Here is a 16,993-nt window from a genome sequence, read left to right on the forward strand (position 1 = left end):
CCTATCTGAGCTCTCGCCAGGACAGGACCAGACACAGCGCCAGCGCGCCCGCGCTGACCAGGCCCATGGCTATGGCCTGCTCGCCCACCGCCCCGGCGGCCAGGGCGCCGGCTTCGTTCAGCAAGTCCGTCAACCCGCCCAGCAGCGGCGCTGCCTGAAGGCTGGCCACTGCCGCACCCGCCAGCGCCGCCCCCGTCACCAGCACGGCGCGCCAGCGCTCAACAGCAGGCAGGCGCGCCATCACCCGGGCATTGAAATCAGCATCATGGGCCGGCGGCGCGGCCTCCTCGAACAGGCCGTGCAGGACCGCGTCAAACTCGTCATCAGGCCGGGTCATGCCGCCTCCTTGCGTTCGAACCAGAGTTTCATCTTGGCCCGTCCCCGGTTGACATGGGATTTCACCGTGCCCACCGGAAGGCCTGTCACCTGCGCGGCCTCTGAATGGCTGAGGCCGGAAGCGTAGCACAACACCACACATGTGCGTTCATCCTCTCCCAGCTCGGCCAAGGCCCGGTCGAGATCGACCCGCTCGCCCGCAGGCTCCGGCGGCGCGCTGTCCTCACCTGGCTCAGCGGCCAGGCCCTCGCTCAGGCGCCGCGCCGCGCGGGCCTTGCGCGCCCCCATCAGGAATTCGGAATAGGCGATGGCGCACAGCCAGGCCTTGAAGCTGCCCTCGGCGCGGAACGAGCCGATGCGCGTCCAGGCCTTCAGGAAGGTCTCCTGGGCCAGATCATCGGCCAGCGCGCTCTGACGCGTCAGGCGCAGGAGCAGGGCGCGCACCGCCTGCTGGTGGCGCGCGACCAGCGCCCCGAAGGCGCGCCGGTCGCCGGCGGCCATGACGGCCGCCACCAGATCACCGTCCGGCGCGTTGGGGGGCACGGCCATGGCCGGCCCCTACCCTTCGCCGTCAATCTTGCCCTGACGGCGGGCGCGCACCACGCCGAACCCGGTCAGCACAAGCCCGATAAAGCCGGGGAAGGCCGCGATGCCGGTCATCATGATCAGCGGATCCGGCTCGCCGGCGGCCATGGTCGTGGTCGAGGCGATCATCCAGCCCATCACGATCAGGGCCAGCGCCACGGCAATCAGGATAAGGCCCCATTTGAGATCGCCATTGCCGGCTTTCTTCTGGGGCATGCCCAGCGCCTTGATGGTTTCGGGATCGAGCGTCTGACCATTGCGGATGGCCTCGCGCATGGTCTCGAGCACCTCGCGCCGGTTGCGCGAGGAGAAGAAGAACACCGTCAGCACAATAAGGACGGTCATGATGAACGGGGCAAGCGGGACGAGATCGTCCATGGTTCAGCTCCTGTCAGGGTGCGCCCGGTATGGGCGCTTTCAGACAGTCAGATGCCCGGAGCGCCCGGTTCGGATGCAAACTCGATCACCGCCACGCCAAATAGCTGCATATGGAAATAGGCGAACAGGCCCGCGGCCGTCAGGCCGATGGCGATGGCGGCCAGATCCGCGCTCCAGCGCCCGGGCCGCTCGAACGCGCCGCCGCGCGCATAGCCCTCGATCAGAAGGATCACCGACCAGGCGAAAAAGCTGCCGAACAGAACCAGCGAGGCCAGCTCGCCATTGGCGATAAGATGGGCGCCCGACCACAGGAACACGCCCAGCGTCATGGGATGGCGGGTGAAGGATCGGATATGGCTGGGCAGATAGGTCGCCGTCAGCAGAATGAGGCTCGCCGGCACCGCAAACAGCGCCGCCCAGCGCGTCCATTCCGGCGGCGTCCACACCGTGGGCGAGGGATGGGACAGGATATGGCCATAGATCACCAGCGCCAGGCCCACCGCGCTGATCACTGAATAGAAGATGGCGTAGAGCGGCGCGCTGAGCACCCGCACCAGCGGGCCGCGCAGGCCCAGGATCCGCACCATGTGCACGCCCAGAAGCAGCGCCAGGCCAATGATCAGAACGTCCATATCCCCTCCCCGGCGGCGCTTAGCCCCGCGATACGAATGTAAAATAACCCAAGTCCCGGGAGCGGGCGAGCCTGCCCACTCATGACGGCCTGTGATTCAGCCTGCATGAGCGACAGGCTGAACCATCACGTCTTGCCGCATACGGCGTGGTTCGCCCGGGGCGGCGGCTCGAACTGGCACGTCATGTGCGAGACCGGGCGCGACCCTTGCGGAGGCCGCGCCATGTTGCATTGTGAGACAATCAGGCATGATGCGCTCGGCGGTGAAGACCGTCTGGCCTGGATCAATCTGGCCCGGCTCAGCGGCCTGTCCTCGCCCCTGCTGCATCCCGATTTCGCCTGCGCGGTGGGACGGGTGCGCGAGGATGTGCGCTTTGCGCTCTACCGGGACGCGCGCGGGCTGGCCGGCGTATTCGCCCATCACCGCCGCCCGGGCGGGTTCGCCCGCCCCGTCGGCGCGGCGTTTTCAGACGTTCACGCCATCCTGACCCGCCCCGGACTGGATGTTCCGGCCAGCCGGCTGCTGCAGCTGGCGGGGCTGTCGCGCGCACGCTTTTCAGCCGTCCATACCGGTCACGACACGCCGCCTGACGGCATGATGTCAGCGGGCGCGGCGCAGGCCTGCGTCCTGGAGGGAGATCCCGAAGCCCTGGTGGAGCGCCTGCGGGCCGCCCATCCCAAGCGTTTCAAGGATCTGCGCCGGCGCCTGCGGCGGCTGGAGGAGGATCATGGCGAGATCCGCCTTGAGGCCGGCGCCGACCGCAGCGCCTTTGAACAGCTGATCACGTGGAAGCGCGCGCAATACCGCCAGACCGGCAAGCATGACGTGCTGGCGCCGCGCTGGGCGGCGCGCCTGATGACATCCCTGTTCGACAACCGCGGCGGCGAGGTGAAGGGGCGCCTGATCACCTTCACTGCAGGCGGGCGGCTCGTGGCGGCCGAGTTCGGACCCGAAGCGCAGGGCTGCTTCCATCCCTGGCTGGCCGCCTATGACCCGGACATGGCGGGCTATTCGCCCGGCCATCTGCTGGTGTTTCAGCTCGTCAGCCAGATGGGCGCGCTGGGCCTGACACGCTACGACATGGGCCCGGGTCACGAGGACTACAAGAAATACTTCGCCAATGATCTTACGCCCCTGCATGCGGGCATGGCGCGCGCGCCGGGCCTGGCCTCATCGGTGCGTGAGCGCGCCGCCGGCCTCGTCTCAAGCGCCGCCAGCCTGGGCGGGGAACGGGTGAGTGCGCTGGCCGGACGGCTGCACCGGCGCATGGACCAGATCGCTGCGGTGGAGACCTGCGCGCGCAGGCGCGTCATGGGCATCACCCGCGCCGCCACCCAGATCCTCGCCAGCCCGGGACGCTAGGCGCCTGGCGCCGCAAAGGCGCCAAAGCTGCGCACGCATCCTCAACGCGCCCGGATCAGTAATGGGGCGGCTTTTCCGGCGATGCGGCCGGAAACACCGCCTCCAGCTCGGCGATGCGGCTGTCGGAGCGCTGCAGAAGCGCCTTCAGTCGCTCGATATCTGTCTGCTGCACCGCCAGCGCCTCTGACAGGTCATCAATCAGCCGCTGCTGCTCGGCGATATGCATTTCAAGCGCGTCGAGGCGGGCATCGGACATGGGGGCAAATTCCTGCTTTTCAGAACACTTCAACGACGACAGCTGCGCCTCGAATCCCGCCGAACTTGGTGTCGCGCGTCCAGAGTGGCGCGTCCAGTGCTTCAGCGAGCGCAAAATACGCTGCGTCATAGGCTGTAAGATTGTTGCGTAGCCGCCATATCCGGTCGGTCAGCACGCCATGCGGAAATCGCTCGATATGCAGGTCGGACAGGGTCTCCAAGCCAGCTTCAGCGTCGCGCAGATCAAGCCGGCCCGAATTCACCATCCGCCTGAGAACCTGAAGCAGCTCCAAATCAAGAATTTCCGGCGCAACAAGCGCTCCGCCTGTCTGGCTGAGACGGCCAAGAGCGACTTCGCCCTCTTCGCGGGCGATCAGGACGTCAATCACCAACGATGCATCGACAACGATCAACGGCTGTCGCGCTCCTCGCGGATGATCCGTACGGCCTCATCGCCAAGATCCAGTGTTGTCATCCGCGCCCGGCGCGCCCTGATCGACGCCCAGTCCGGCCGCTTCAAGTCCTGCTCGATCAGACGCTTGAGATACTCGCTCATGCTCATCCCCTCCGCCGCCGCGCGCGCCTTGAGCGCCCTGTGCGTCGCCTCGGGAATTTCCCTGATCTGGATATGCTTGTTCATGTGCAAAACATGAAGGCGGGGGTCAGGGGTGTCAATGGGATATAAAGCCCCCTACTCCCACTCAATCGTCCCCGGCGGTTTGCTGGTCACGTCATAGACCACGCGGTTCACACCGCGCACTTCATTGATGATGCGTGTGGCGGTGCGGCCGAGAAAGTCGTGGTCGAAGGGGAAGTAGTCGGCGGTCATGCCGTCCACGCTGGTCACGGCGCGCAAGGCCAGCACGTGGTCATAGGTGCGCTCATCGCCCATCACGCCCACGGTGCGCACGGGCAGGAGCACGGCGAAGGCCTGCCAGATGGCGTCATAGAGGCCAGCCTTTTTGATTTCCTCGATATAGATGCGGTCGGCGGCGCGCAGGATGTCGGCCTTTTCCTTCGAAACCGCGCCGGGAATACGGATGGCCAGGCCCGGCCCGGGGAAGGGGTGGCGGCCGACGAAGGCCTCGGGCAGGCCCAGCTCGCGGCCCAGCGCCCGCACCTCGTCCTTGAACAGCTCGCGCAGGGGCTCCACCAGCTTCATGTTCATGCGCGCGGGCAGCCCGCCCACATTATGGTGGGACTTAATGGTGACGGACGGGCCGCCATCAAAGCTGACGCTTTCGATCACGTCCGGATAGAGCGTGCCCTGGGCCAGGAAATCAGCGCCGCCGGCCAGCTGAGCTTTCTCCTCGAACACGTCGATGAACAGCTTGCCGATGGTCTTGCGTTTCTTTTCCGGGTCATCAATGCCCGCCAGCGCGGAGAGGAAGCGCTCGCCCTCATCGGCGGCCACCAGCGGGATATTGTAGTGTTCGCGAAACAGGGTGACGACCTCTTCGGCCTCGCCATGGCGCATCAGGCCGGTGTCCACGAACACGCAGGTGAGCTGGTCGCCGATGGCCTGGTGGATCAGCACCGCGGCGACGGCTGAATCCACCCCGCCCGACAGGCCGCAAATCACCCGGCCCGATCCCACCTGTTCGCGGATGCGGGCCATGGCCTCGTCCTTGAAGGCGGCCATGGTCCAGTCGCCTTTCAGGCCGGCGATCTCATGGGTGAAATTCTTCAGGATCAGCGCGCCGCGCGGCGTGTGCACCACTTCGGGGTGGAATTGCACGCCATAGAAGCGCCGCGCCTCGTCAGCAATGGCGGCAAACGGCGCGCCCGAACTGGTGGCGATCACGTGAAAGCCCTCCGGGACCGCGATCACCCGGTCGCCATGGCTCATCCACACCCGCTCCTGCTCGCCCACGCCGCCCAGGCCCGCCAGCAGCGGGCTGTCGGCCACGATCTGAATATCGGCCCGGCCGAACTCGCGATGGTCGGAGCTTTCCACCCGCCCGCCCAGCTGGGCGCACATGGTCTGCTCGCCATAACAGATGCCCAGCACCGGCACGCCTGCCTCGAAAATGAAGGGGTCGGCGCGCGGGCTGTCTTCCCAGCTGGTGGAATGGGGCGAGCCCGACAGGATGATGGCCTTGGGCGCAAACCGCTTCACGAAGGCGCCATCGGCCCGGTTATAGGGATGGACCTCGCAATACACCCCGCTCTCGCGCAGGCGCCGGGCGATGAGTTGCGTCACCTGACTGCCGAAATCGACGATCAGGACGGAGTCGTGTTCAGGGGGCGTGCTCATGGGCGCGCTTTAGCGCGGATCAGGCCGGGCGGGAAGAGTTCGTTGCGCACTCAGGCCATCACTCACGACGTGAAGCGGGAACCCAGCACTTTCTGCAGATGATAAAATAACTCAGGCGCCCCGATATTCATCACGTCTATCCGGATCAGGCGCCCGCCAGTCGACCTGATCCAGATATAACTGGGAAACCGCACATAACCTGCGGCCCGAATATCCCTGAAGCACAGGGGTCCACGGCGGGACAAAGGGTGGGTGATTTCAAGCTGTTCGTCATTCCATCTGATTTTGACAAAGTAGATGGCGTAAAACTTAAGGGCTGATACCGCGCCAATCAGAATGATTACGATCCCGGCAAGGGCCATGTTCGGATCTGCCCGCAAGGGAGATTGCACAGCCTCAATCAAGGCATAGACCACCATGGCCACCCCGCCGGCAACACCAAGTGCTCCGAACAGGCCATACATCCACCCCAAATACTTATCCATGCGCGGGTGGCCAACGGCGCGCCAGCCCGCGTCGGCAGGCTCCACATCGATTAGCGCGTCCGGGTTACGCAGCAAGGTGGCCCAGATGATTACGCCGAGGGCAAGGACTGCAGTCACCAGGAATCCCAGTGAAAAGACGGTCTCCGACCACGTCAGTCCATTCTGGAGTTGCATAAAGCCAGCGATAATTCCAAGCGCTAAACAACAGCCTGCCGTGAGGAATTTCCAGCGCGCGCGAAGCCGCCGCAAGATCGAGTCGCTGTCACGGTCCATAGCGGCCTCGAGCCTTACGCGGCCGCAAACGCAATCGCCGCCCGGATGTCATCGCGCTCCAGATAGGGCAGGTCTGCCAGCACCTCGTCATAGCTGAGGCCCGCTTCCAGCAGATCGAGCACATCACGCACGCACACCCGCATCCCCCGTATGCAGGGCCGCCCGCCGCATTGGGCAGGGTTGGTGGTGATGCGGCTGAGCAGCGTGTCCATGGCCTGACACTACTCTCGCCGGGGCGGGCGCAGCAAGCCGCATCCCGGCCAGCGTCGGTCAGCCCCCGCCTGATTTGACTCCTATATAACCCATCACTTATATAAGCTCCATCGAAAACAGGGGAGCGCGTCATGGACATGCATATCGATATCGCCGCAGCCATCGGCGCCACGGCGCGCGAGGTGCGCGAGCTGACCCATGAGGGCCGGCCGGCGGCGGCGATTGTCGCCTCGCGCGACTATCCCACGGGGATTGAGGATTTGTGGGATGCGGTGACGTCGAAGGAACGTCTGGCGCGCTGGTTCTCGCCGGTGTCGGGCGATCTGCGTCAGGGCGGGCGGTTCCAGGTGGAGAATAACGCCGGAGGCGAGATCAGCGTGTGCGAGCCGCCGCGCCGGCTGGAGCTGACCTGGGAGTTTTCCGGCCAGGTCAGCTGGGTCAGCGTGACGCTGGAGGCCTCCGGCGAAAGCTCGGCCCGGCTGGAGCTGACCCATCTCTATGTCATCGATCCCGAATGGGAGGCGAAATACGGCCCCGGCGCGGGCGGCGTGGGCTGGGATCTGGCGCTGGCCGGTCTCGGCCTGCACGCCAGCGGCGCCCTGACCTCACCGGTGGAGGTGAGCGGGCCGTGGTTCGCCTCGCAAAATTACCGCGATCTGGTGGACGCCTCCAGCGCGGCCTGGGCCGCCGCCCATATCGCATCGGGCGCAGACGCGGCGGAGGCGCGCGCCGCCGCAGCGCGCACCGCCGCCTTCTTCAAGGGTGAGGAGCACTAACCTGCATGCACGCCTTTGACGTTCTGGGCGATCCCGTCCGCCGGCGCATTCTGGAGCTGCTGGCCGAGGGTGAGCTGCGCTCGGGCGAGATCACGGACGTGATCCGCGCCGAGTTCTCCATCACCCAGGCCGCCGTCTCCCAGCATCTCAAAGTGCTGCGCGATTCCGGCTTCGCCACTTCGCGCGTGGACGGCCCAAGGCGCATCTACCGGCTCGAGCCCGCCCCGCTGGAACAGGCCGACGCCTGGCTCTCACGCTTCCGCATCTTCTGGACCCACAAGCTGGAAGCGCTGGCGACGGAAGTGGCGCGGGGGAAGAAATCGCGGGGGGAGGATTAGGTTCAGGCGGCCCGCTCCATCACGCACACATAAAACCCGTCCGTGCCGGTGCGCGCTGGCGTGAGCTGCAGGGCGCCGTGTTCGCCCTCGCAGGCCGCCAGCAGCAGTGCGCCGTCTTCGGTGAGCTGGGCCGACGCGTTGAGCGCGTCCATCACCGGAACCGCGCGGAAGCCGGCATTGGCGGCGAGGAAGGCGCTGACCCGGTCGCCGTTTTCCTCGGGCAGAACCGAGCAGGTGACATAGACCATGCGCCCGCCCGGCTTGACGTATTTGGCGGCCTTGGCCAGCACCTCGTCCTGCTGGGTGATGCGGGTGGCGAGCGCCTTGTCCTTCAGGCGCCATTTGGTGTCCGGGCGACGGCGCCAGGTGCCTGATCCGGTGCAAGGCGCGTCGATGAAGACCACATCCATCTTGCCCGCCAGATCGCCCAGCGCCTCGGCCTCCTTGCCGGTGCGCACCTGCACATTGCGCACGCCCGCGCGCTCCAGGCGCGGCCAGATGGCGCGCAGGCGACGCCAGTCATAATCCCAGGCGTAGAGCTGGCCGGTATTGTTCATCAGCGCTGACAGGGCGAGCGTCTTGCCCCCCGCCCCGGCGCAAAAGTCCAGCACCTGCAGCCCTTGCGACGGAGCGGCGGCGAGCGCGGCGATCTGGCTGCCCAGATCCTGCACCTCCACCCAGCCCTTGCCATAGGCGGGGATGGCGTCGGCGGGCGGCGCCTTGGCGCGCGGATCGGCGGCGGCGATGCGGATGGCGGTGGTGACCAGGGCGGACGGGTCGGCGTTCAGCTTGGCGCGCACCGCAGCGAGCGCCTTTTCAGGATCGGATTTGAGCGTATTGATGCGCAAATCCACCGGCGCGCGCGAGGCCATGGCCGCGCCCTCGGCCGCCGCATCAGCGCCGAAACCGCGCTCGAAGCTCGCCGCCAGCCAGTCCGGGATTTCGGCGCGCGCATGCAAGGGCGCGTCCTCGGTAAGGGCGGAGGTCATACCGGCGCGCTCGGCGTCCGTGAGGGGTTCAGGCGCGTGTTCATCGCCCTCGAAGATCGCGGCCACGGCGTCAGGGCCCGTCTCCCACTCATGGGCCAGCGTGCCCAGCGCCAGTGCGCGCGGCGCGTCATCGCCCATGAGATGGCTCACCGAGGCCTTGCGGCGCAAGCTATCCAGCACCAGGCCGGAAATCCACGCCCGGTCGCCCGAGCCGGCATAGCGGTTGGCCTTGCCCCAGTCGCGCACCGCTTCCTTCACCGGCTGATGCCGGTTGAGGACCATGTCCAGCACCTCGATGGCCGCGGCGATACGTCCGGCGTCACGCATGGGAAGAGGCTCCGTTCTGGCGGGCAAGGGGCGCGCGAGCGGTGTCATACCGCCCCGCCCGCTCCCGCACCACGCCAGCGCGCACACTTTAGCCCAGCAGGGCTTCCAGCGTCTCCAGCCGGTCGGCCTCGGCGGCGGGCTTGTCCCAGCGTATGCGCTTGATGCGGGGAAAGCGCATGGCGACGCCAGACTTGTGGCGCGCAGAGCGGTTCAGCCCCTCGAACGCGATCTCCAGCACCAGGCCCTGACCGGGCCCCGCCCGCACCGCGCGCACCGGGCCGAAGCGCTCTGTGGCATTGGCGCGCACATAGGCGTCAAGCTGTTTGAGCTCGGCGTCGGTGAAGCCGAAATAGGCCTTTCCCACCGGGGTCAGCGCCTCGCCGCCGTCTTCCCGGCGCCAGACGCCGAAGGTGAAGTCTGAATAGAGCCCGGACCGCTTGCCATGGCCGCGCTGGGCATACATCAGCACCGCATCGATGGTGAAGGGCTCGCGCTTCCACTTGAACCATTCCCCGCGCGGGCGTCCGGGCAGATAGGGGCTCGCCAGGCGCTTGATCATCACCCCCTCGGCGTGGGCATGGGGCGGATCGGCGCGCAGCGCGTCCAGCGCCTCCCAGCTGTCAAACGCGATCACCTCGGAGAGGTCGAGGCGCTCAGGGTCCATCGGCGCGATGAACTCAGTCAGGCGCGCGCGCCGCTCGGCCAGGGACCGCGCGCGCAGATCGGCGTCGCCCGCCACCAGCAAATCATAGGCCCGGATGAAGGCGGGATGGCGCGTCATCTGGGCCTTGGAGACGGTCTTGCGGTTCAGCCTCTGCTGCAAATCGCTGAAGGGCGCAGGCGCGCCGCCGGCTGCGCGCACCAGCAGCTCGCCGTCCAGCGCGCCTTCAAAATCCAGCGCCGCGATCACGTCGGGGAAGGCGTGGGAGATATCATCGCCGGTGCGCGTATAGAGCCGGCGCACGCCCGCCTCGCTGACCGCCTGCACCCGAACCCCGTCCCATTTCCATTCGGCCTGCATGTCGGACGGCGCCAGCGCGTCGAGATCACGCGGCGCCACGCCATGGGAGAGCATGACCGGGCGGAAGGGAGCGCGCGCGGCGCTTACGGGCTTGTCCGCCCGCCCCTCCAGCCAGGCGAACAGGGCCTCATAGGGCGGGCTCAGCCCGTGCCACAGCGCCTCGATCTCATGGACATGCACGCCGCCAAATTCGGCCAGCGCAGTCTTGGCCAGGCGCGCCGAGACGCCCACGCGCAAGCCGCCCGTCACCAGCTTCAACAGCGCCCAGCGTCCCGCCGGGTCCAGCGCATCCAGCCAGGCCTCGATCAGGCCCGGCGCGCTGGCGCGGGTGGCGCTCTGCAGCCCCTCGATCACCTCGGCCAGGTCCGGCTCCCGGTTGGCGCCGGGCCGCACCGGCCAGATCAGCGCCGTGGTCTCGGCCAGATCGCCGACAAAATCATAGGACAGCGCAAACAGCACCGGGTCGCTGCGCTGCGACGCCAGCTCGCGGATCACCCCGGCCTTGACCGATTTGAACGACAGCGCTCCGGTCAGCGCCGCCAGCGCCAGCCCGCGTTCAGGGTCAGGCGTATCGGCAAAATGCGCGCGCAGCAGGGCCAGCTTGCCCGTGCGCTGCGGGGTGAAGGCCAGCCTGTCCAGTAATCGCGCAAACCGCTCCATGGAGAGGGATATAGCGCGGCGCGCAGCCGGTTTCCGCCCTGGATGCGCACGCAGCGGCGTCCGGCCTCATCGAAAATCGCTGATCTCTTCCAGCAGCTTCTTGCGGGCTGCATGAACGGGATAGGCCGCATCCGGCGCAGGATAGCCCGTAACGATCAGCATGACCGGCTTTTCGCTGGCGGGACGCTCGCAGATTTCGCTGAGAAAGCCCATCGGGTTGGGCGTGTGGGTCAGGGTTGCGAGCCCCGCCTGGTGCAGGCTGGCCAGCAACAGGCCGCAAGCGATGCCGACGCTTTCGGTGACGTAGTAATTCTTCCGGTCATCGCCCGGCTTCGGCCCGCCGCGCTTCTGGCCGAACACGGCGATGATCCAGGGCGCGGTTTCCAGAAACGGCTTGGAGGCATCCGTGCCCAGCGGCGCCAGCGCCTCCAGCCACTCCGCGCCCGCCTTGCCGGCATAGAAGGCGCGCTCCTCCGCCTCGGCGGCCTCGCGCAGGCGCGTGCGCAGCGGGCCGCGCCCCAGCACGGTGAAGTGCCAGGGCTGGTGATTGGCGCCATTGGGCGCGGTCCCGGCGGTCAGGATCGCCGTCTCGATAATGGCGCGCGGCACGGGCCGGTCAGAGAAGTCACGGATCGTGCGCCGGGTGCGCATGGCCTCATGAAAGGCTTGCGCACGCGCCTGCATCTCGGCTTCGGGCAAGACCTCAAATGCGAGCGGAACCATCTCCGGCGCGCTCATCTCACACGCCCCGCCAGTCCAGGATCACCTTGCCGGCCTTGCCTGACAGCATGGCGTCGAAGCCGGTCTGGAACTCTTTTGCGGGCAGGCGGTGGGTGATGAGTTTCGAAACGTCGAGGCCCGACTGCAGCATGGCCAGCATTTTGTGCCAGGTCTCGAACATCTCGCGCCCATAGACGCCCTTGAAGGTGATGGCGCGCATGATCAGCGAGCCCATGTCCAGCGTGAAGGGCTTGGCCGGCAGGCCCAGCATGGCGATCTTGCCGCCCATCACCATGTGCGCGACCATCTGGTGGAAGGCGGGCTCGGCGCCGCTCATCTCCAGGCCCACATCAAAGCCTTCGCTCATGTTCAGCCGCGCCATGACATCGCGCAGGTCTTCGCGTGCGGTGTTGACCGGCGTGGCTGTAGGGCAGACCTGCTCCAGCAGCGCCAGACGGTCGGGATTGATGTCGGTCACCACCACATGGCGCGCGCCGCAATGGCGCGCCACGGCCGCCGCCATGATGCCAATGGGCCCGGCGCCGGTGATCAGCACGTCCTCGCCCACCAGATCAAACGCCGTGGCGGTGTGCACCGCATTGCCCAGCGGATCCAGGAAGGCGGCCTGCTCCATGGAGACCTCGTCGGGCAGCGGCACCACATTGAAGGCCGGGATGCGCAGATACTCGGCGAACGCGCCGGGCATGTTCACCCCGATGCCCATGGTGTCGGGGTCCAGATGGAAGCGTCCGGCGCGCACCGCGCGCGATTTCTCGCCCACCACATGGCCCTCGCCCGACACGCGCATGCCCGGCTTCACCCGGGTCACGTCGCGGCCCACCGCCTCGATCACGCCGCCGAACTCATGGCCCACCACCATGGGCACGGGCACGTTCTTCTGCGCCCACTCATCGTATTTGTAGATATGCACGTCAGTGCCGCAAATGGCGGTCATATGCACCCGGATCAGCACGTCATCCGGGCCGATGTCAGGGCGCTCGACCTCCTGCATCCACAGGCCGGTCTCCGGCTTGGCCTTCACAAGGGCGGTCATGGTCGCGGACATGGGGGGAGCCTCCAGACAGGAATTGCACTCTCTGGCGCCGGTATCTAGCGCACTTGGCTCTCGCGCGCGACGGGGCGTGGCTGAATCCTGCGATGTAACAAAACTGTCGGCGAGCCGGTGTATGCCCTTACCCGTCCCGAACCCGTCGGCCGTTTGAGGAAATCCTGCCATGACGCGCTTTCTGCTCGCCGCTCTCGCCGTGCTGGGCCTGTCCCTGCCCGCCCTGGCGCAAGACAATCTCGCCCAGCTGCGCCCTGCGCCCACCCCTATCACCGACGCGCCGCGCGCGCCGGGCGCGCCCTTCCTGCCGGGCGGCGCGGCCGACCGCATCACGCTGGCGCCCGGCGCTGACGCCTCGCGCGCCATGGCGGTGAGCTTCCGCACCCATGCCGACCAGACCGAGACCCGAGCCGAGATCGGCCGCGTGCTCGACGGACCCACGAGCGCTGCGGACGTGCGCGCCCTGACCGGCGAGAGCCGCATTGTCGCCGACGCCGACGGCGCGGCGCGCTATCACCATGTGCGCTTTGATGATCTGGAGCCGGCCACACGCTATGTCTACCGCGTGCGCGGGCTGGAGGGCTGGAGCCCCTGGCTGCCCTTCGTGACCGCCTCGGATGCATTCGCGCCCACGCGCCTGATCTATCTGGGCGATGCGCAGAACCGCATCGGCGATGTGGCCACGCGCGTCATCGCCGAGGCGCTGACCCGCCCCCATGACATGGTCCTGCACGCCGGCGATCTGGTCGCCTCGCGCCTGGAGATCGCCCATGACGACGAATGGGCCCAGTGGCACGCCGCGGGCGGGCTCAATTACGCCATGCGTCCCCAGGTTCCGGCTGCGGGCAATCATGAATTCGTGAAGATCGATCTGGAAGACGGCTCGGAAACCCGCGTGCTGACGCCTCACTTCCCGGCCCTGTTCCCGGTCCCGGCCAATGGCGCGGACGGCCTGCCCGACACCACTTTCGTGACCGATTATCAGGGCGTGCGCATCATCACGCTGGACACCACCTCCGCCGTTGAACTGGGCGGGCTGGAGACCCAGACACGCTGGCTGGAAGAGGTGCTCACCGATAATCCGGCGCGCTGGACCATCGCCCTGTTCCATCATCCGGTGATCACGTGTGCGCGCCCGGAGAACACCGAGTTCCTGATGGAGCACTGGACGCCGCTGTTCGAGGCCCATGGCGTGGATCTGGTCCTGCAGGGCCATGACCATTGCTATGCCCGCTACAGCGAATGGCGCCTGCCCGCCGGGCCGGAGCGCGAGGCCGCCCAGCAGGCTCTGGCCGGTCCGGTCTATCTGGTCAGCGTGTCGGGCTACAAGATGTACGCCCTCAATGACCGCGCAGCGCACGAATCCGACCGATATGGCGCCGACACCCAGACCTTCCAGCTCATCGATATCAGCCATGACCGGCTGGTGTTCGAGACCTGGACGCCCACCGGCGGGCTCTATGACGCCTTCGCCCTGGAGCGCCGCGAGGACGGGCGCAACCGCCTCGTGGAAGACCCGCGCGAGCGCAGCCCCTTGCGCGTGTGCTACGGCGATACCGGTCCCGATGGCGGCCCCTGCCATGGCAGCGAGAAATAGCCGCTGTCCCGTCTGACCCGCTGCGGCTTGGCCATGCCTGGCCAGGCGCGCTATAGTTTCCCCGTATTGGAGGTCGGGGGGATTAGCATCATGACCGTCAAAGGTGCGTCATGAGCCGCGCGGGTTCAGCAGGAATCGTGGCCGGGGCGGCGCTGGCGCCGGCGTTCGGGGCGGCTGTGGCGGTGGGCGCCATGATGAGCCTGTCTGCGGTGCAGGGCGCAACGGCCGCACGCCTGCCGCTGCCCGAGCTGATACCGCTGGCCGGTGAAGTCTGGCTCTACGCTCTGGCCTTCGCCTACCCGGCGGGCGCAGCATTTCTGGTGCTCTGGCTGGTGACCCGCGGCCTGGGCGCCCTGGGCGCCGGGATTGCGGGCGCGCTGGCCGGCTTCGCCGCCATGGCGGTCTATCTCAGGCGCGTGCATGAGGGCGGCTGGATGTGGGCGCTGGCCGACGGGCGCGATGTCGCCACCCTCACACTGCCCGAAGCGCCGGGCGCCTTCGCCATGCCCCTGACCGGCATCATCGCCGGCATTGCCGGCGCAGCCCTGTTCTCCCTGCTGGCTGGACGCCGGTGAGTGCGGCTTTCTGACCGGCCTGCCGGTCGGCGCCTTTATCAGCCTGATCGTCTACCGCCGCGTCTGACAGGGGCGCCATTTGACCACAATTGGGTGTAGTCTGGCACGATCCGGACCGTCAGTACGAAACGGGCCGATTTCAGTACGAAACAGCCCTATTTGAGTGCGAAACGGGCCGGTTTCGTCCAGATTTTGCGGTTGGGAGCCAGAGCATGACCAAGCTTATCCGACTGATAGCCGCCGCTGCCATCGGGGGATTGCTGGCCGCCTGCGGGGCCACCACCCAGGCGCCCTATTACGGCCCGGCCTCCTCATCGCGCGACGGAACCGGCTTCTCCGAAATGCGCATTGAGGACCGGCGCTGGCGCATCAGCTATCGCGGCGCGCAAGGGGTGAGCCCGGGCGATGCCGAGCGCCTGGCGATCCGGCGCGCCGCCGACGTGGTGCTCAATAACGATCTGGAATGGTTCACGATCGCCGACAGCCGCGCCTCCCAGGAGGGTCAGGCCCGGCGCAGCGGCTCGCCCGTACGCGTCGGCGGATCGGTCGGTCGCGGCTGGGGCTCCGGCGGACGGCGCAGCTCCTCTGTCGGGCTGGGCGTGTCCATGGGCGTGGGCGGCTCCCAGTCGCGTGAACGCGCCGAGGCTGTCATTGAAATCATTGCCGGATCCGGCGAGCCGCGCCCCGAAGGCGCCTATGACGCCGCCATCATCGCGGCTGAACCCCTGCGCTGAACGCCTTGACCAGCGCCTTGGGCGCAATGGCGCGCCAGCTTTCGTCGATCCAGCCCTTGAGCAGCTCGACCGGCGCGTCCTCGCCCTCTTCAAAGCAGGCATACACCCAACCCGACTTACCCAGGCCGTAGCCGGCGGGGCTGGCGAATTCATGAACGGACAGAACCGCTTGGCCGCTTTCAGGCAGTTTGGCAGTGATCGCACAGCCGGTTCCGCTGCGCCCGCCTGACATGAAGACGAACGTCTTCTTGCCCCCCACCTTGATGGCGATATCGCCCCAGGGATGATGCTCGCTGGCTTCGGGCAAGGTGAGCGCATAGGCGATCAGTTCAGGCAGATCCTTGTGCATGGCGCGCCTCCTTGCCGGTCAGGCTCGCCGCAACTCTCCCAAGCGTCAAGCTTGCCAAGACCGGCGAACAGCCTAGACCATGGGCGTCATGGACGCGCTTGCAGACCGCCTGATCGCCGGAGACCGCGCCGCGCTGGCGCGGGCCATCACCCTTGTGGAATCAACACGCAGCGACCACCAAGCCCGCGCGCGCGCGCTCCTGACCGATGTCATGGACCACACCGGCGGCGCCTGGCGCATCGGGATGACGGGCGTGCCGGGCGTGGGCAAGTCCACCCTGATCGAGGCTTTGGGAACCCGCCTGACGGGCGAGGGCCGCAAGGTTGCGGTGCTCGCCGTCGATCCATCCTCCAGCCGCACGGGCGGCTCGATCCTGGGCGACAAGACCCGCATGGGCGCGCTGGCCGTGGACCCGAACGCCTTCATTCGCCCCTCCCCCAGCGCCGGCAATCTGGGCGGGGTCGCCCGCAAGACGCGCGAATCCCTGCTGCTGTGTGAGGCGGCCGGCTATGATGTTGTGATCATTGAGACCGTCGGCGTCGGCCAGTCCGAAACCCTGGTTGCGGATATGGTCGATGTGTTCGTCGCCCTGATGCTGCCCGGAGCAGGCGACGAGCTGCAGGGCATCAAGAAGGGCCTCCTGGAGCTGGCCGAAATCCTGTTTGTAAACAAGGCGGACGGGGATAACACCACCCGCGCCCGGCGCGCCGCGCGTGATCTGGAGGCGGCCCTGCACCTGCTCGCCCCCGCCTCGCCCCACTGGTCGCCCGTGGTGCTGACCGGCTCGGCGCTCTCTGGCGACGGCATGGACAGGCTCTGGGACGCGGTCAGCACCCACCGCCAAGCGCTGGAACAGGCCGGAGCGCTTGAGCAGCGGCGCGCGGACCAGCAGGTGCGCTGGCTCTGGTCCATGGTGGAGGCGCGCGTGCTCGACGCCTTCCGCGCCGACGAGGCCGTCAAAACCGCCGCCCGCGAGCTGGAACGCGCCGTCGCCTCAGGGCGCCTGCCCGCCAGCGAGGCGGCGGAAAGATTGCTGAAGGCGGGCACGATCAAGCTATAATATCA

22 protein-coding genes are annotated in these 16,993 nt (G+C 67.4%); 7 read left to right on the forward strand and 15 right to left on the reverse strand.

Going from position 1 to position 16,993, the window contains the following annotated elements; all coding sequences use genetic code 11:
* Position 1: 1 nt before the first annotated feature.
* Genes F1654_RS03785 through F1654_RS03800 form a run of 4 tightly spaced genes read right to left on the reverse strand, consistent with a single transcriptional unit; the run spans position 2 to position 1,931 of the window.
* Entirely contained in the window at positions 2 to 337 is a 336-nt protein-coding gene (locus F1654_RS03785) for a hypothetical protein (RefSeq protein ID WP_150022148.1), read from the reverse strand.
* Positions 334 to 885: an RNA polymerase sigma factor gene (locus F1654_RS03790; RefSeq protein ID WP_150022149.1), complete on the reverse strand. Its 552-nt coding sequence runs from the start codon at positions 883 to 885 to the stop codon at positions 334 to 336. Before F1654_RS03790 ends, F1654_RS03785 begins: the two co-directional genes overlap by 4 nt.
* Positions 886 to 894: 9 nt before the next feature.
* Positions 895 to 1,299: a DUF6249 domain-containing protein gene (locus F1654_RS03795; protein WP_150022150.1), complete on the reverse strand. Its 405-nt coding sequence runs from the start codon at positions 1,297 to 1,299 to the stop codon at positions 895 to 897.
* 47 nt (positions 1,300 to 1,346) lie between these two features.
* Positions 1,347 to 1,931, reverse strand: coding sequence for an NnrU family protein (locus tag F1654_RS03800; RefSeq protein WP_150022151.1), 585 nt, complete (start codon positions 1,929 to 1,931; stop codon positions 1,347 to 1,349).
* A gap of 105 nt (positions 1,932 to 2,036) precedes the next feature.
* Here F1654_RS03800 and F1654_RS03805 point away from each other — a divergent pair, with 105 nt between their 5' ends.
* Complete coding sequence (locus tag F1654_RS03805; RefSeq protein ID WP_199200441.1) at positions 2,037 to 3,293, forward strand: GNAT family N-acetyltransferase; 1,257 nt, start codon at positions 2,037 to 2,039, stop codon at positions 3,291 to 3,293.
* Positions 3,294 to 3,348: 55 nt separating this feature from the next.
* On the opposite strand, the gene F1654_RS13850 is transcribed toward F1654_RS03805, so the two are convergent.
* From F1654_RS13850 to F1654_RS03835, 6 genes are all read right to left on the reverse strand, one after another.
* Positions 3,349 to 3,549, reverse strand: coding sequence for a SlyX family protein (locus tag F1654_RS13850; RefSeq protein ID WP_199200442.1), 201 nt, complete (start codon positions 3,547 to 3,549; stop codon positions 3,349 to 3,351).
* A 19-nt stretch (positions 3,550 to 3,568) separates the two neighbouring features.
* The gene (locus F1654_RS03815; RefSeq protein WP_150022154.1) at positions 3,569 to 3,961 is read right to left on the reverse strand and encodes a type II toxin-antitoxin system VapC family toxin; all 393 of its coding nucleotides are present in this window, start codon (positions 3,959 to 3,961) and stop codon (positions 3,569 to 3,571) included.
* On the reverse strand, positions 3,958 to 4,188 hold the full coding sequence (locus tag F1654_RS03820) for a FitA-like ribbon-helix-helix domain-containing protein (protein WP_150022155.1): 231 nt from the start codon (positions 4,186 to 4,188) through the stop codon (positions 3,958 to 3,960). Before F1654_RS03820 ends, F1654_RS03815 begins: the two co-directional genes overlap by 4 nt.
* Before the next feature lie 51 nt (positions 4,189 to 4,239).
* Complete coding sequence (gene guaA, locus F1654_RS03825) at positions 4,240 to 5,805, reverse strand: glutamine-hydrolyzing GMP synthase (RefSeq protein WP_150022156.1); 1,566 nt, start codon at positions 5,803 to 5,805, stop codon at positions 4,240 to 4,242.
* Between the two features lie 62 nt (positions 5,806 to 5,867).
* Positions 5,868 to 6,563 carry a hypothetical protein gene (locus tag F1654_RS03830; RefSeq protein ID WP_150022157.1) on the reverse strand — a complete coding sequence of 232 codons (696 nt, stop codon included), beginning with the start codon at positions 6,561 to 6,563 and terminating at the stop codon, positions 5,868 to 5,870.
* A gap of 14 nt (positions 6,564 to 6,577) precedes the next feature.
* A complete protein-coding gene (locus F1654_RS03835) occupies positions 6,578 to 6,775 on the reverse strand; it encodes a DUF433 domain-containing protein (RefSeq protein WP_150022158.1) in 198 nt (65 codons plus the stop codon).
* A gap of 132 nt (positions 6,776 to 6,907) precedes the next feature.
* Here F1654_RS03835 and F1654_RS03840 point away from each other — a divergent pair, with 132 nt between their 5' ends.
* Positions 6,908 to 7,552, forward strand: coding sequence for an SRPBCC family protein (locus F1654_RS03840; RefSeq protein ID WP_233205104.1), 645 nt, complete (start codon positions 6,908 to 6,910; stop codon positions 7,550 to 7,552).
* A gap of 5 nt (positions 7,553 to 7,557) precedes the next feature.
* The gene (locus tag F1654_RS03845; protein WP_150022159.1) at positions 7,558 to 7,890 is read left to right on the forward strand and encodes an ArsR/SmtB family transcription factor; all 333 of its coding nucleotides are present in this window, start codon (positions 7,558 to 7,560) and stop codon (positions 7,888 to 7,890) included.
* Positions 7,891 to 7,892: 2 nt separating this feature from the next.
* Here the strand turns inward: F1654_RS03845 and F1654_RS03850 are convergent, their stop codons facing one another.
* The 4 genes from F1654_RS03850 to tdh all read right to left on the reverse strand — a co-directional run bounded on the left by F1654_RS03850 (position 7,893) and on the right by tdh (position 12,673).
* On the reverse strand, positions 7,893 to 9,206 hold the full coding sequence (locus F1654_RS03850) for an RsmB/NOP family class I SAM-dependent RNA methyltransferase (RefSeq protein WP_150022160.1): 1,314 nt from the start codon (positions 9,204 to 9,206) through the stop codon (positions 7,893 to 7,895).
* Between the two features lie 88 nt (positions 9,207 to 9,294).
* Positions 9,295 to 10,887 (reverse strand): cisplatin damage response ATP-dependent DNA ligase, encoded by a 1,593-nt coding sequence (locus F1654_RS03855; protein WP_150022161.1) that lies wholly within the window; start codon positions 10,885 to 10,887, stop codon positions 9,295 to 9,297.
* A 66-nt stretch (positions 10,888 to 10,953) separates the two neighbouring features.
* Entirely contained in the window at positions 10,954 to 11,625 is a 672-nt protein-coding gene (locus tag F1654_RS03860; protein WP_150022162.1) for a nitroreductase family protein, read from the reverse strand.
* 1 nt (position 11,626) lies between these two features.
* On the reverse strand, positions 11,627 to 12,673 hold the full coding sequence (gene tdh / locus F1654_RS03865; RefSeq protein ID WP_233205105.1) for an L-threonine 3-dehydrogenase: 1,047 nt from the start codon (positions 12,671 to 12,673) through the stop codon (positions 11,627 to 11,629).
* A gap of 169 nt (positions 12,674 to 12,842) precedes the next feature.
* On the opposite strand from tdh, the gene F1654_RS03870 reads away from it, so the two are divergent.
* From F1654_RS03870 to F1654_RS03880, 3 genes are all read left to right on the forward strand, one after another.
* On the forward strand, positions 12,843 to 14,270 hold the full coding sequence (locus tag F1654_RS03870; protein WP_150022163.1) for a purple acid phosphatase family protein: 1,428 nt from the start codon (positions 12,843 to 12,845) through the stop codon (positions 14,268 to 14,270).
* Between the two features lie 110 nt (positions 14,271 to 14,380).
* Positions 14,381 to 14,845, forward strand: a complete 465-nt coding sequence (locus tag F1654_RS03875) for a hypothetical protein (RefSeq protein ID WP_150022164.1) — start codon at positions 14,381 to 14,383, stop codon at positions 14,843 to 14,845.
* 212 nt (positions 14,846 to 15,057) lie between these two features.
* Positions 15,058 to 15,579 (forward strand): CC0125/CC1285 family lipoprotein, encoded by a 522-nt coding sequence (locus F1654_RS03880; RefSeq protein WP_150022165.1) that lies wholly within the window; start codon positions 15,058 to 15,060, stop codon positions 15,577 to 15,579.
* On the opposite strand, the gene F1654_RS03885 is transcribed toward F1654_RS03880, so the two are convergent.
* A complete protein-coding gene (locus F1654_RS03885) occupies positions 15,554 to 15,928 on the reverse strand; it encodes an MmcQ/YjbR family DNA-binding protein (RefSeq protein WP_150022166.1) in 375 nt (124 codons plus the stop codon). The two genes, F1654_RS03880 and F1654_RS03885, sit on opposite strands and share 26 nt — an antisense overlap.
* 88 nt (positions 15,929 to 16,016) lie before the next feature.
* Here F1654_RS03885 and meaB point away from each other — a divergent pair, with 88 nt between their 5' ends.
* Positions 16,017 to 16,988 carry a methylmalonyl Co-A mutase-associated GTPase MeaB gene (meaB, locus tag F1654_RS03890; RefSeq protein ID WP_233205106.1) on the forward strand — a complete coding sequence of 324 codons (972 nt, stop codon included), beginning with the start codon at positions 16,017 to 16,019 and terminating at the stop codon, positions 16,986 to 16,988.
* Positions 16,989 to 16,993: the final 5 nt, after the last annotated feature.

The sequence above is a fragment of the Alkalicaulis satelles genome, from assembly GCF_008630495.1.
Classification (GTDB): Bacteria; Pseudomonadota; Alphaproteobacteria; order Caulobacterales; family Maricaulaceae; genus Oceanicaulis; species Oceanicaulis satelles.